Annotated in this window: 12 protein-coding genes; 10 read left to right on the top strand and 2 right to left on the bottom strand. The window is 67.4% G+C overall.

What is annotated here, in order from left to right:
• The first annotated feature begins 17 nt into the window (after positions 1-17).
• The 3 genes from ACI3KU_RS06250 to ACI3KU_RS06240 all read left to right on the top strand — a co-directional run bounded on the left by ACI3KU_RS06250 (position 18) and on the right by ACI3KU_RS06240 (position 1,817).
• Positions 18-794 carry an HAD-IIA family hydrolase gene (locus tag ACI3KU_RS06250; RefSeq protein ID WP_404921435.1) on the top strand — a complete coding sequence of 259 codons (777 nt, stop codon included), beginning with the start codon at positions 18-20 and terminating at the stop codon, positions 792-794.
• Between the two features lie 17 nt (positions 795-811).
• Positions 812-1,141 carry an L-rhamnose mutarotase gene (locus ACI3KU_RS06245; protein WP_404921434.1) on the top strand — a complete coding sequence of 110 codons (330 nt, stop codon included), beginning with the start codon at positions 812-814 and terminating at the stop codon, positions 1,139-1,141.
• Positions 1,142-1,283: 142 nt separating this feature from the next.
• A complete protein-coding gene (locus ACI3KU_RS06240; RefSeq protein ID WP_404921433.1) occupies positions 1,284-1,817 on the top strand; it encodes a hypothetical protein in 534 nt (177 codons plus the stop codon).
• Positions 1,818-2,062: 245 nt separating this feature from the next.
• Here the strand turns inward: ACI3KU_RS06240 and ACI3KU_RS06235 are convergent, their stop codons facing one another.
• The gene (locus ACI3KU_RS06235; protein ID WP_404921432.1) at positions 2,063-2,608 is read right to left on the bottom strand and encodes an NUDIX hydrolase; all 546 of its coding nucleotides are present in this window, start codon (positions 2,606-2,608) and stop codon (positions 2,063-2,065) included.
• A 41-nt stretch (positions 2,609-2,649) separates the two neighbouring features.
• On the opposite strand from ACI3KU_RS06235, the gene ACI3KU_RS06230 reads away from it, so the two are divergent.
• From ACI3KU_RS06230 to ACI3KU_RS06210, 5 genes are all read left to right on the top strand, one after another.
• Positions 2,650-3,537: a hypothetical protein gene (locus tag ACI3KU_RS06230; protein ID WP_404921431.1), complete on the top strand. Its 888-nt coding sequence runs from the start codon at positions 2,650-2,652 to the stop codon at positions 3,535-3,537.
• Between the two features lie 132 nt (positions 3,538-3,669).
• Complete coding sequence (pepN, locus tag ACI3KU_RS06225; RefSeq protein WP_404921429.1) at positions 3,670-6,087, top strand: aminopeptidase N; 2,418 nt, start codon at positions 3,670-3,672, stop codon at positions 6,085-6,087.
• Positions 6,088-6,954: 867 nt separating this feature from the next.
• Positions 6,955-7,872, top strand: coding sequence for a phospholipase (locus ACI3KU_RS06220; RefSeq protein WP_404921428.1), 918 nt, complete (start codon positions 6,955-6,957; stop codon positions 7,870-7,872).
• A 183-nt stretch (positions 7,873-8,055) separates the two neighbouring features.
• Complete coding sequence (locus ACI3KU_RS06215; protein ID WP_404921426.1) at positions 8,056-8,652, top strand: GNAT family N-acetyltransferase; 597 nt, start codon at positions 8,056-8,058, stop codon at positions 8,650-8,652.
• A 90-nt stretch (positions 8,653-8,742) separates the two neighbouring features.
• Positions 8,743-11,532, top strand: coding sequence for a DEAD/DEAH box helicase (locus tag ACI3KU_RS06210; protein WP_404921425.1), 2,790 nt, complete (start codon positions 8,743-8,745; stop codon positions 11,530-11,532).
• 255 nt (positions 11,533-11,787) lie between these two features.
• On the opposite strand, the gene ACI3KU_RS06205 is transcribed toward ACI3KU_RS06210, so the two are convergent.
• Entirely contained in the window at positions 11,788-11,910 is a 123-nt protein-coding gene (locus tag ACI3KU_RS06205) for a hypothetical protein (RefSeq protein ID WP_404921424.1), read from the bottom strand.
• Between the two features lie 149 nt (positions 11,911-12,059).
• Here ACI3KU_RS06205 and ACI3KU_RS06200 point away from each other — a divergent pair, with 149 nt between their 5' ends.
• Both ACI3KU_RS06200 and ACI3KU_RS06195 read left to right on the top strand, forming a co-directional pair.
• Entirely contained in the window at positions 12,060-12,980 is a 921-nt protein-coding gene (locus ACI3KU_RS06200) for a carbohydrate ABC transporter permease (protein WP_404921423.1), read from the top strand.
• Entirely contained in the window at positions 12,980-13,900 is a 921-nt protein-coding gene (locus tag ACI3KU_RS06195; RefSeq protein WP_404921422.1) for a carbohydrate ABC transporter permease, read from the top strand. Before ACI3KU_RS06200 ends, ACI3KU_RS06195 begins: the two co-directional genes overlap by 1 nt.
• Positions 13,901-13,928: the final 28 nt, after the last annotated feature.

Genomic DNA, 13,928 nt, shown 5'->3' with positions numbered 1-13,928 from the left:
CGCCATATGCTGGGCACATGGCGCGTCCCGAAGACATCGAGTGCTGGCTGACCGACATGGACGGCGTGCTCGTCCATGAGAACTCTGCGATCCCCGGCGCCGCCGAGCTGCTGGCGCAGTGGCAGGCCGCGGGTATCCCGTTCCTGGTGCTCACCAACAACTCGATCTTCACCCGTCGCGATCTCAGCGCGCGCCTGAAGCGCAGCGGAATCGTGGTCCCGGAGGAGCACATCTGGACGTCGGCGCTGGCGACGGCGGAATTCCTCAAGCAGCAGCACCCGGGCGGGAGCGCGTTCGTGATCGGCGAGGCCGGTCTCACCACTGCGATGCACGAGGCCGGCTACATCATGACCGATACGAAGCCGGATTACGTGGTCATCGGTGAGACGCGTCAGTACTCGTTCGAGGCGATCACCCGTGCGATCCGACTCATCGACGGCGGTGCCCGCTTCATCACCACGAACCCGGACGCCACGGGTCCGAGTCGCGAGGGCGCCCTGCCGGCCACCGGCGCTTTCGCCGCCCTGATCACGAAGGCCACGGGCAAGGAGCCGTATGTGGTCGGCAAGCCCAACCCGATGATGTTCCGCACGGCCCTGAACCAGATCGGCGCACACTCGCTGAAGACCGCCATGATCGGCGACCGCATGGACACCGACATCGTCGCCGGAATCGAGGCGGGCCTGCACACCATCCTCGTGATGACCGGCATCAGCGATCCCGCCGAAGTGGAGCGGTACCCGTTCCGTCCGTCCGAGATCATCGATTCCGTCGCCGACCTCGTCGGCCGCTGAACCGCGAAGGAAAGAACATGCGCGTCGCCCTGCACTCCGTCCTGCGTCCCGGTTCCGAAGCCGAGTACGAAGCCGACCACGCCACCATCCCCGCCGATCTGGCAGAGACGTTCGCGCGCATCGGCATCCACGATTGGACCATCTGGCGCAGCGGTCGCGACCTCTTCCATCTCGTGGAGTGCGACGACTTCGCCGCCGCGATCCGCGCCCTCGCCACCGACGAAGCGAACGCCCGCTGGCAAGCCTTCATCGGCCGTCACGTGGATCACTTCACGACGTTCCGCGACGGCGACGACGAACAGGCCATGCCCGAGGTCTGGAGCCTGGCTGCGCAGAACGCGGGCTGACGCCGGGCTCTGACGAGAGCTCGCGGGGCCGTTGGTGCGCGCGGCGTCCCGCCACCAGCACCCGGCTCAGACGAGAGCTAGCGGCGACTCTCCCGGGTGTTGCAGTGTCGACTGCACAATCGAATCAGAGTCAGGGGGACTCATGAAGCGCACGATCATTCTTGCGGCAACGGCACTCGTGCTGACCGCGTTCATCGCGACCGGCTGTTCGAATCAACCGGCAGACGGCCCCACCACGGCGGTAGGCACGCCGTCGTCACCGACCGGGAACGCATCGTCACCGACCGCCAAAGAAGATGCGACGCTGGCTCCGGATTCCGATCTCGTTGGGAGCGAGAGCCTCACGGGAAGCGCCGGCGACGCCCTCACGTGCGGGCATGTGCTCGAGATCTCCGGCACCGTCTGGCGATCGGAGTTCCGGCTCGCGAACGGCGACATCGATGAGGCCGGCTCCGCCGCCCTGGAGCTCATCCTGCGGGACTCGTGGGCGACGATCGTGACGGGCGAGAAGCACGGCGACGTCACCGCCGCAGCCACGACGGTCAGCAAGCTCGCAGCAGACGGCGCCGATCTGAGCGGCGAAGAGTTCCAGTCGGCCACGCGGCGACTCGACGAAGCGTGTGCCGCGGCCGGCGTTCCGCAGATGTTTCGTGCCCTGCCCGGACAGGGTGGGTGAATCGCCGCGTCGCGAACACAGGAACATGCGCCGAATCCATGACGGATCCGACGGACGCCTCATGCATCCGGCCCACCATCATGCACTGACGACACAACCTCCGTGAGCGGTGCGCACGCCCCCGGTGACCACGGCGACCGAGATGGCCGCAACGCCCACGTCGCGAACACAGGAACATGCGCCGAATCCATGACGGATCCGCCATAAGGCTCATGCATTCGGCCCACGCTCATGCATTCACGCCATCAGCGACCGCGCGCGGCGAGCCACTCCCGCGCCTTCAGCTGGTTGAGCTGGTGATAGGCCTGCTGGAACAGCCCGTCGGTATCGGCCACGGGCATTGTCACCACCTCGATCAACTCGCCGGAGTCCAGCTGTTGATCGGCGATGACGCGACAGTCCAGCGCCAGGAAGTAGTGCACGCGATTCTCCAGCTGGCCCCAGTTCGCCCAGGTCCGGCCGAGATCGACCAGCTCGCCCGCCTCCCGACCCGTCTCCTCGCGCAGCTCACGCGCGGCACAGGCCGCCGGCTCCTCCCCCGGCTCAACACCCCCGCCGACCACGCCCGGAAGCACGGCACGAGCTCCGGGACGATACTCATTGAGCACCACGGCGGATCCGTCCTCATCGATGGCGAACACCGAGACCCAGTCCGGCGGCTCCTGAACGTAGTAGGGCGCGATGGTGCGACCCGCGCCGTCCACGCAGGTGTCGGCGCGGAGGTGGATCCAGCGGTCGTCGATGAGCCGCTCACTGGACACGATGGTCCATGGCTCGGGGGCTGCGGTCATTCGTCGAACGTATCCGAAAACGGACTGGGTACCCTGGGGCGATGATCTCCCCCTTCGACGCTGTGGACTTCGAGCCGCTCACGCGTCCGGTCGATGCCTCGGCTGTGCGGGAATCCGAGCGCCGGCTGGGGCGAACGGCCATTCGCTCTCGGGTGGGCGACGGGGTCACAACCGGGTGCGTCACCGGGATCGTCGTCGTCGTGGGTGTGCTGTTCGCCGGAGCATTCGCGATGGGACCACTCTCGGGAGGCTCGCCGTGGTGGTGGCTCCCCTGCGGGATCGTGCTGGCTCTCACGGCGCTGCTGATCGCCTGGATCGTGCGCCGCGTGGTGCATGCCGCGCGAACCGGACCCGAAGTGCGCTGGCGCTTGACGGAGTTCTTCGCCGCAAACGGCATTCAGCTCGTCTTGGAGGTCCCGGACCCGGACTACCGCAGCACGGTCTTCGGAGAAGGTCGCCTCAACCCGCGCCTGGTGGACGTGACGCGCTGGTTCGACGGCGCCGTCGAAGTGGGTCAGTTCCGATACCTGGTGCCCGGGTATCGCGGAGCGCGCTCCCCGCAGCAATGGGGATACGCGCGGATGCCGCTGACTCCGTCCGCCCCGGACCTCCTCCTCGACGCGGCCTCCAACAATGCCCCCTGGAAGGCCGGCGCGCTCACGGGCATCATCGATGTTCGCGAGCCCACGAAGCTGGTCGCCGCGAACGGTGCGCGCTTCACGCTCTGGGCGTGGCGGCGAGACCTTCCCCGCGCGACGGCGCTGGCCGATCAGGAGTTCGTCGACCTGCTGAGCCGCTTCCCCGTGGACCTCGAGATCACCGGCGGCGTGGCCTATCTGTACTGGGACATGCCGCTGCAGTTCGCGGACGAGGAGCGCTGGCGCTGGATCTTCGCGGTGGCTGAGTCGCTGCGCACACGCGTCGGCTGAGTCGTCGCGCACACGCGTCGGCCGAGTCCCCGCGCACACGCGTCGGCTGAGGGGCGCCCGCGCCTTCGGCGACTTCACCGCCGGCGCGCCCGCCGCCTGGGGCATGTCGGACCCATCGCATAGCCTCGAGGTGTGTCTTTGACGTTGCAGGAAGCCCGTATCCGCGCCGAGCTCATCAGTGAGATCGACACCGTCGCCCACTTTGATGTGACCGCCCTCGATCGATATCGCCTCGATGTCACGATCAGCTTCTCGTGCACGACGCCCGGGGCCTCGTCCTTCCTCGAACTCGTGGCGGCGGAGGACGTGATCGTCGACGGAGCACCGGCGTCATACGACGGGCACCGCATCCTGCTGAGCGACCTGTCCGCCCGCAACCAGGTGCGCATTCGGGCGACAATGCCCTACGTCACCGATGGCGACGGGATGACGGCGGTCACCGACCCGGCCGACGGCGAGCGGTACGTGAGTGCCTACACGGCGATGGACATCGCGCAGAAGGTGCTGCCGTGCTTCGATCAGCCCGACCTCAAGTCGACGTTCACGGTATCCGTCACCGCCCCCTCAAGCGCGACAGTGCTCGCAAACGGACGGTTCGACCATCGCGAGGAAGACACCTGGTTCTTCCGCGCGACGCCAGCGTTCTCGTCATACATCTTCTTCTTCTGCACGGGTCCTTTCGTCTCGATCGAGTGGGATGAGCCGTACGCGCTCGCCGCGGGTGGATCACTCCCCTTCGGCTGGCATGCGCGCGCTTCCCAGGAGCCGCAGCTGCGTCGCGAGATCGATCGGCTGCGTGCGATCACGTCGGCCGCGTTCGCGTACTACACCTCCGCTTTCGAGGAGCCGTACCCCTTCGAGGACTACCAGCAGGTGTTCACCCCCGGCTTGAACTGGGGCGCGATGGAGTTCCCCGGGTGCGTATCGTTCCGCGACGAGTACCTCACTCCGGGCGAGCCGACCGCGGTGGAGCAGGCGGGTATGAACTCGGTGATCGCGCATGAGATGGCGCACATGTGGTTCGGCGACCTCGTGACGTTCCGCTGGTGGGAGGACTCCTGGCTGAACGAGTCGTTCGCCGACTACATGGGCTACGAGGTCGGCGGTCGCGCCAGCGGAACGTCACTGTGGACAGCGGCCGCGCTCGGTCGCAAGCCCACGGCGTATCGCGCCGACGCGCGCCGGTCGACGCACCCCATCGCGGAGGACGCGGAGAATCTGCCCGACGTGGACACCGCGTTCTCGAATTTCGACATGATCACGTACGCCAAGGGCAACGCGGTGCTGCGCCAGCTGGTCACCTGGCTCGGCGAAGAGGACTTCCTGCGCGGAGTGAATCGGCATCTCTCGGCGCACCCGTTCGGCAATGCATCGCTGGCGGACTTCCTCGGCGCGTTGGATTCCGCCACCGACCGAGACGTTCGCGGATGGGCGGATCTCTGGCTGCGCACTACCGGCTTCGACACGATCTCCGTGACGCGCGACGACGAGGTTCCGGTGCTCACCCGCATCGGCTCGCGACCGCATCGCTTCCATGTCACGGGCTTCGGCGAGGACGGCTCGGTGGTTCGGGAAGAGCTGGTCGATCTGGCCGATGAGCCGATGCACCTCCCCGCTTTCGCGGGGCTGATCGTGGTGCCGAACTCCGCCGACGAGACCTATGCCGAACTCCACCTCGATGCCGAATCTCGCGCCGGGCTGGACGGCATGCTGGGAGCGATCGCGTCTCCGCTCACCCGCGCTCTGCTCTGGTCGACGGCGGTCGCCGAGGTGGAGCGCGGCGCGCGCACGGCGGCGTCTCTGGTCACGCTCGCCGGCTCGCAGCTCGCGGGCGACACCGATCCGACCGTGTTCGAGGGCGCGAGCGGGGCCGTCCTGCGCACCGCGATCACGCACAGCCGTCCCGACGAACTGTCTGCGGTGCTGGAGAAGCTCGCGGCTCTCGCCGACACGGTGGTGGCTTCCGCCGATCCGCTCCGCGAGGCAGCCGCTGCGCGCCTGTTCGCGCGAACCGCCGTCGACACCGCGGCGTTGCACGATCGTCTGGAGCGCGCAGAGGATCAGGCGCTGCGCTGGCTGCTGGTGACGCGCCTGGCTGAGCTGGGCGATGCATCGGCGATTGAGGCGGAAGCAGTGCGCGACAACACCACGTCCGGTGCGCACGCTGCTCTCCGCGCCCGCGCGGCCGTAGCCGATGCGTCGGCGAAGGCGACGTGGTCGCAGCGACTGGTCAGCGGCGAACTCACCAACCGCGAGCTGAGTTCGGCTGCCGTGGGCCTGTGGGGGACGGGGCAGGCCGATCTCGTCGCGCCGTGGATCGTGCATGCTCCGCAGGAGCTGGCCGCGCTCGCGCAGCGCTCCGGTCAGGCGATGGGCAAGCTCATCGCCGCCGCCCTGCCGTTCTACCCGCTGGCCGACTCGGGCGAGGAGTTCGTGGCAGCACTGCGGGCATCCATTGACACCGGGCTTCCGACGGTGGCCGCCCGCGGCTTCAACGACCACTTGGACGACGTCGAGCGCGCCCGTGCCGCGCACCCGCCGCGCCGGTAGCGTTCTGCCACGGCGGGGAATCGTGCGTGGCTGCCCGACGGCTGTCGGTGTTCTTCCGTGCGGTCTGTCGCGGTCGAATCGGTGCGCCGTGACTCGAAACGAGGACATTGTCTCGTCCGGAGGGCCAAACGCGGCCCAGAGCGGAGCACCGGATGAAATCTCCTCGTTTCGTGTCGCCCCTCCCGACGCAGTGGCGTGAATCCGCCGACGCCAGCGATGGGGACGTCTCGCGGCGCGTCACCCGCTGAGGGCGTGTCCCCAGCCGGACGCGGCCGAACTCGACCCGGCGCAGCCCATCCCCACCGGCGGATCGTTGCGACCGGAGGGCTTGCCCCCGACGAAGGACTTTCATCCGCACCCGAAGACCTCGTCGCCGACGGTGGGCTTGTCCCCAGCCGAAGACCAAACGCGACCCACCACGAACGCTGGACGAAGCCTCCGTGTCTCGCGCGAAGTGGGCTCGCGCGACCGCCTCCACACCGGTGGACGTCCCGCACACAGACGCCGTCATCCTGGATTCCGTGCACTGCGACACATGTTTTTGCGCCAACCCTCAACCAGTCCGGGCAGCGATCAGGCCATTTCGCGAATGCACGCCGTCCGGGAGCGATCCCATCGCGTCACGAACGCCCGCGATCCCTGCCGCTCACTGCGATCGCGGCACCGCCGAAAGTAGCCGAATGTCCACCCCAACGCGGCGTCGTTATCGAACCGTGACATAACAATTCGACGTCACTGCTTGCATTTGCCTCCCAGCGTTCGCCCAGGTCACGCAAAAGAGGGGCGTTGAGGCTCGCTGAGTCGCACCCGAGCGACCGTGCCACCCTCCCTGAACCGGCGCGCCCTGCCCTCTGTCCGCTGGAGATCATGACTTCTTTCGCTTCGACCGATCCTGCCCTCGCGTCACGACGCATCTATCGCGACACGCACCGTCCCGCCCGCCGCTCTCACCGTCTCCGCACGGTGATCGCCATCGGCCTGGGTGTTGCGACCGGCCTCGCCGCCGGAACCGCGCCGGCCGTCGCATCGCAGGAACCCGCCCGCCTGGCAGCCTCGCCCGAGATCATCAGCCCGGTGACACCGATCAGCACCGACATCTTCGCGGCCGTCGACAACTCCCCCGCGTCCGAGGTGTTCGACGTCGCTGAGGCGGCGATCGTTGACGCTGCCGCCGCTCGCGACGAGGTGGCCACCTCCGGCCTCACCGTCAACGTGTCTGCCCCCGATTCTTCGACTCTGAGCACCGTGCTCGTCGACCATGCGGAGGTTCGCACGCTGCCGCGTCAGCTCGTGCTGGGCGTGACCGACCACATCACCGCTGAGACGACGGATCTGACGACTCAGACGGCGACGTACCGCGCCGGACTCGCCGATGCACGGGCGCAGCATGACGCCGAGGTTCTCGCTGCGCAGCAGGCTGCGGAAGCCGCAGCTGCTGCGGCAGCACAGGCGGCGGCCGAGGCCCAGGCCGCTGCGAACACCCCGGAGGGCGCGAAAGCAACCGCGCGCGAGCTGGCGTCGTCGCTCTACGGGTGGGGCGACAGTCAGTTCTCGTGCCTGGAGTCGCTGTGGACCAAGGAATCCGGCTGGAACTACCAGGCCTACAACCCGAGCGGTGCGTACGGGATCCCGCAGTCACTCCCCGGCGACAAGATGGCCAGCGTTGCGGACGACTGGGAGACCAACGCCACCACGCAGATCACCTGGGGCCTGCAGTACATCAACGGCAGCTACGGATCCCCGTGCGCGGCCTGGAGCCACTCCCAGGCGACCAACTGGTACTGACTCACCACACCCCGCGAGACTTCCCTCTGTGGGCGAGAATCGGCGCATTGCGTGGATTGTCGCCCACAGAGGGAAGTCTCGCGGGTCATGGGGTGTGTGAGGGCTCGGTTGCGTGTGAGAGTTCGGTTGCGTGTGAGGCTTCGGTCGAGCGCGAGGCTTCGGGCGGGGTCGTAGTCTGAGCCGGTGAGTGATGACACCCCGGATCCGACCGACGAGCGCACCGAGATCGCGTGGCCGTTGCGTACCGAGCGCCTACTGATCCGTCCTGCAACCGTGGAGGACGCGGCCTCCATCTGGGAGTACCGGAGCCTGCCAGACGTATACGCGTGGATCACTGCGGCGCCGCAGTCCTTCGTCGAGTTCGAGTATCACTTCAGCGCTCCCGAGCGCCTCGCGCTCACGCTCGTGATCGAACTGGCCGGCGACGAGCCTCAGGTGATCGGCGATCTCATGCTGCGCCGCAGCGACGCCTACGCGCAGGCCGAGATCCGCGACCAGGCGCGGGATGCCGAGGTCGAACTCGGGTGGGTGCTGAATCCGGCGCACACACGGCGCGGCTACGCCACCGAGGCGATCCGCGCCGTCAGGAACGCGGCCTTCGATCAGCTGGGGGCCCATCGCGTGATCGCCGCCTGCTTCGCAGCGAACGAACCGTCCTGGCGCCTGATGGAGCGAGTCGGGATGCGGCGCGAGGAGTACAGCCGCGCCAGCTCGCTGCATCGATCGGGCGCATGGATGGACAGCATGACCTACGCGATCCTCGACACCGATCCGCGCTGAGTCGACGACGGCATGTGACCCATCGCGCGCGATGAGCCCCGCACACCGCCCCTCGAACCCGGTGTCGGTGGCCCCTGAGAGAATCGAGGCATGGCGGGCGTGGGATCGGAGTGGAAGGATCAGCTCGCCCCTGCGCCCGATGAAGAAGAGTTCGCCGCAGTCGGGCTCCTCTTCCAGCTCCGGACCCTCACGCGCACCGGAGCGCAGTGGACCGCCCCGCAAGCCAAACCCGCCGACGCCGTGCGCGCCCGGGGCATGCAACGACTCGCCGTTCGCCCGGCTCTGCGCAGCTCAGCAGGCAACTGGACGACGGGCCAAGTCACCTGGAGCTCGCTCAAGCACAAGCATGAGCGGCTGCACCTGGATCGGCGTCACGTGAACTGGTTCGGCCAGTTTGTCGCGCTGCATCGCAATCGGACCGAGGGTTTCCGCGCCACCGAGCCTGACTGGCTTTATCTGGATGACTTCGCCAGCCCCCTCCTGTGGCCCCTTCTCGCCGAGGGCGCGGGTCTGGGGATCCCCTTCGTCACCGGCAAGCGTGCCACCGATGTCCACGTCGCCGAGACCGCCGATGTTCACCTCGAACTCGTGCGCGACGGCGGCACGGAGTCCCTGCGCCTGACCCCCGAGGTGCGCGTGAACGACGAGGCGATCATCCCCACCGGGACGATCGCCGATCACGGTCTGTACCGGTGCGAGTTCCACGGCGGTCTGCAGGTGCTGCTCGCTCCCGTCAGCGCGGACGCCACCGACGTGCTGCGCTGGGATCAGCCGTTCCTCCGCATTCCCGGCGAGGACGTCGAGGAGTTTCTCAAGCACTACCTCCCCGACCTCGCAGCACGACTCCCCGTCACCGGCCGCGGTGTGAAGGTTCCAGAGATCACCACGGTCACCGTGCTGCAGGTGCACTTCGAAGACGACGCCCTCACCACGCGGTGGGGCACGCGCACCGGCACGCGGTGGAAACCGCTCACCGATCCGCCCGCCCTCGACCTTCCGATCCCGCTCCAGCCGCGCTTCGAGGGTGCGGAAGCCGCCGCATTCGTCACCGAGAGCATCCCCGTCATCGAGGCCGCCGGCATCACCGTGGAACGCCACGGCGATGACCCCGGATACGTGCACCGCCGCGATGACCCCACCCTCCGATTCAGCGCTGTGCCCCGCGAGGGCGACAATGACTGGTTCGAACTGGGCTTCGTGGTGCTGATCGGCCCCTACACGGTCGCCCTCAAAGACATCTTCACCGCCCTCAGCCGCGGACGCGACAAGCTGCTCATGGTCGACAAGAGCTGGCTGTCGCTGAATCATCCCGTCTTCGATGCGCTGCGGGAACTCATCGACGAGGGCACCCAGCTGCGCGAATGGGAGACTGGTGCCATCGTGCCGCGCACGCGCGCCGACCTCTTCGAGCCCTTCGAAGACACCTCTGATCAGACCCCGGAGGCGCGAGAATGGCGGCGCGCGGCGCGGGCACTCACGCAACCACCCGCGCCGATCGATGCCCCGAAGCTGCTGCACGCTGACCTCCGGCCCTACCAGTTGGAGGGCTTTCGCTGGCTCGCCCACCTGTGGGATCACGGGCTTGGCGGCGTGCTGGCCGACGACATGGGACTCGGCAAGACCGTGCAGACCATCGCGCTGCTCGTCCACGCGGCGGGGACCGGGTCACCGTTCCTCGTGGTGGCCCCGACGTCGGTGGTGGGCGGCTGGTCGGATGAGATCGCACGATTCGCGCCGCACCTGCGAGTCGCGGTGATGGCCAGTACCAAAGACCAGATCCCCGCCGACACCGACGTCGTGATCACCTCCTACGCGATCCTCCGCCTCGAAGCCGATCGTCTGACCGCGCGGACATGGGCGGGCGTGGTGCTGGACGAAGCGCAGTATGTGAAGAACCCCGGCTCCCAGGTGCACGAGGCGGCGCGCCAGCTGGACGCGCGGATGACCATCGCGCTCACCGGCACCCCGCTGGAGAACTCGCTCACGGATATCTGGGCCATCTTCCGCGTCGTCGCGCCCGGCCTGTTCGCCTCACGCATCACCTTCGCCAATCGATTCATTAAGGCGCACAGCACGGAACGCATCGGCGAGCTGCGTCGTCGCCTCCGCCCCCTTCTGCTCCGACGCACCAAGGCCAACGTCGCCTCCGAGCTACCCGAGAAGTCGGAGCAGATCGTGCACGTCGACCTCGATCCCGCGCATCGCGCGCTGTACGACCGATATCTGCAGCGCGAGCGTCAGAAGCTGCTGGATCTCGTGCACGATCTCGACCGCAACCGGTTCATCGTGTTCCGCTCACTCACCCTGCTGCGCCGGCTCGCGCTCGATCCGCGTCTCATCCCCACCGAAGACGAACAGTCACCGCACGAGATCCCGTCGGCGAAGCTGGACGAGCTGATCGACCGCATCTCCGACCTGGCAGCAGAGGGGCACCGCGCCCTCGTGTTCAGCCAGTTCACCGGCTACCTCGCGCTCGTGCGCGAACGACTCACCGCGGCAGGGATCGATCACGAATACCTGGACGGTGCCACCCGACGACGCTCCGCGGTGATCGAGGACTTCCGCACCGGAGAGGCTCCCGTGTTCCTGATCAGTCTGCGCGCGGGTGGGGTGGGGCTCACCATCACGGAGGCGGACTACGTGTTCCTCCTCGATCCGTGGTGGAACCCCGCCGCGGAGGCGCAGGCCATCGACCGCACCCATCGAATCGGACAGACCCGACCCGTGATGGTCTACCGACTGGTCGCGCGCGACACCATCGAGGAGAAGGTCCTGGCCCTCGGCGAGCGCAAGCAGCGACTCTTCGACGAGGTCATCGACGGCGGCGATCTGTTCGCCGGCGAACTCACCGCGTCGGATATCCGCGGCCTGCTGGAGTGACACGCCCGGGCCGCCGCTTCCGGTTCTGAGCGCCTCCGCGCTCGATGCACGGTCGCCCGCAGCCTCGCAGCACCCGCAGGCGGAGCCGTCGCAGGCGGATCCGGCCGGGCGAAGCCAACCAGCCGGATGATCTCAGAAGGTGCTCGCTTACCGGTGCAACGGGCCCATATCTGAGACCAGCCTGCCGACTGGTCTCAGCAACCGTCGGATCGGAGACCCCGACGCACATCTTCTGAGACCAGCGCGCCGATCACCTCAGCAACCGAAGCAGCCGTCGTCCACACCGGCACCGGAGCGGCCGACGTCCACACCGGCACCGAAGCCCTGTCGTCGCCCGCACAGCGCATCGCTCCAGACACACTTCAGCTCAATTCGCACCACATTCACTCAACTCCCACCAATATCAACCACAGGCGGATCTGGAGTTGACGGATCCCCACTCACCCCGGCATGCTGAAAACTCCACTGATTATCCGGGTCAACCGCCGCATCGTCGCGTAGCGCCCCTCGACGCCGAGGAACTCCCCATGACGTTCACCCTCAATAGAGAACAGAACATCACAAAAGATACCAAGCCGCGCCGGATCTCCGACGGGATGTTCGCCGTTCTCCTGGCCGCTCCCGGGCTCGCCCTGCTGCTGGCCGTCGTGGTCTATCCGCTCATCACCGCGCTGGTGACCGCTTTCTTCAAGCAGAGCCTCGTGCTGCCGGGTCGCGAGTTCGTCGGCCTGCAGAACATCATCGACATCCTCACCGGCGACTTCGGCCGGCTGCTCGGTCAGACCCTCGTCTTCACGCTCGGGACGACGATCTTCCCGTTCATCATCGGCATGGCCCTCGCCCTGGCCCTGAACACACGCATCCCGGGCGGCAAGACGCTGCGCGGTCTGATGCTCCTGCCCTGGCTCATCCCCGGCGTCGTCGTCTCGTTCCTGTGGATGTGGATCTTCAACGCCAACTACGGCGTGATGAACGCGCTGCTCCAGGCGCTCGGCCTGATCAGCGAACCGCAGGCATGGCTGGCGCAGCCCACGACCGCGATGATCGCCGTCATCGTCGCCAAGACGTGGCAGTCCTTCCCCTGGATGATGGTCATGCTGCTCGCCGGCCTCCAGACCGTGCCGAAGGAACTGCACGAAGCCGCGGAGATCGACGGCGCCGGCACCATCCGTCGCTTCTTCTCGATCACCGTTCCGCAGATCCGCGGCATCATCGGGCTCGTCCTCCTGCTGGAGTTCATCTGGAACTTCCAGCACTTCGACATCATCTACGTGCTCACCGGTGGCGGTCCCGCCGGCTCCACTCAGACCTTCGCCACGGCCGTCTACGACACCGCCTTCCGCGGCTTCGACCTGGGCCACGCCGGCGCACTCGGCCTGCTCTGGATGATCCTGCTGATGGGTCTCGTCGTCGTGTACGTGCGCTTCTCGGAGAAGGGGGAGAAGTGATGACCATCACCGAGCGCCCCACCCCCGCAACCACCACGGAGACCCCGATGAGCACCGCCACCTCGCGCCCGCGTCGCGCCAACCCGCTCCGCTCCGAGAGCCGCGGCGTCCGCATCAGCGCCTGGATCGCCGTGATCGTCTGCGGTGGTTTCGCCCTGCTGCCGATCTACTGGCTGCTGGCCACATCCCTCACCCCGCGCACCGAGGTGTTCGCGTTCCCGCCGCGGCTGTGGCCGAGCGAGATCTCGTTCGAGGCGTACACGTCGCTCGTGAACAACCCCATGCTGTTCACCTACCTCGGCAACAGCGTCATCGTCTCGGTGGTCACCGCCGTGCTGTCGGTGCTGGTGTCGGCGTACATGGGCTACTCGTTCTCGAAGTTCCGCTACCGCGGACGCCGATCCCTGATGTACTTCGTGCTGGCCTCGCAGATGTTCCCGCAGGCGCTCCTGCTGGTCACGCTCTACACCGTGTTCGCCGCCTACAACCTGCTGAACACGTACACCGCGCTGGTGCTGTCGTTCACCACGTTCACGCTGCCGCTGTGCGTGTGGATGCTGAAGGGATTCTTCGACACGATCCCGGACGAGCTGATCGAAGCAGCCCGGGTGGACGGCGCCTCTCGCCTGCGCATCATCCACTCGATCATCCTGCCGCTGTCGGCTCCGGGACTCATCGCGGCAGGTCTGTTCGCCTTCGTCCGCGGCTGGAACGACTTCGTGTTCGCCCTCACCCTGGCCGGCCCCGACAAGCAGACTCTGCCTCCGGGCCTGGTCAACACCTACATCGGTGAGGCCTCCACTGCCTGGCCCGAGCTGATGGCCGCTTCGCTCGTGGTGTCCCTGCCCGTCGCCATCGCCTTCATCGCCCTGCAGCGCTTCCTCGTCGGCGGCATGACCGCCGGCGCGGTCAAGGGCTGATCCCAACCCATCGCATCACACACCCTCG

Source organism: Microbacterium sp. ZW T5_56 (assembly GCF_044987425.1).
Taxonomy (GTDB): domain Bacteria; phylum Actinomycetota; class Actinomycetes; order Actinomycetales; family Microbacteriaceae; genus Microbacterium.
Note: the sequence above shows the minus strand (reverse complement) of the source record. Positions and strands in the feature narration are given on the sequence as shown.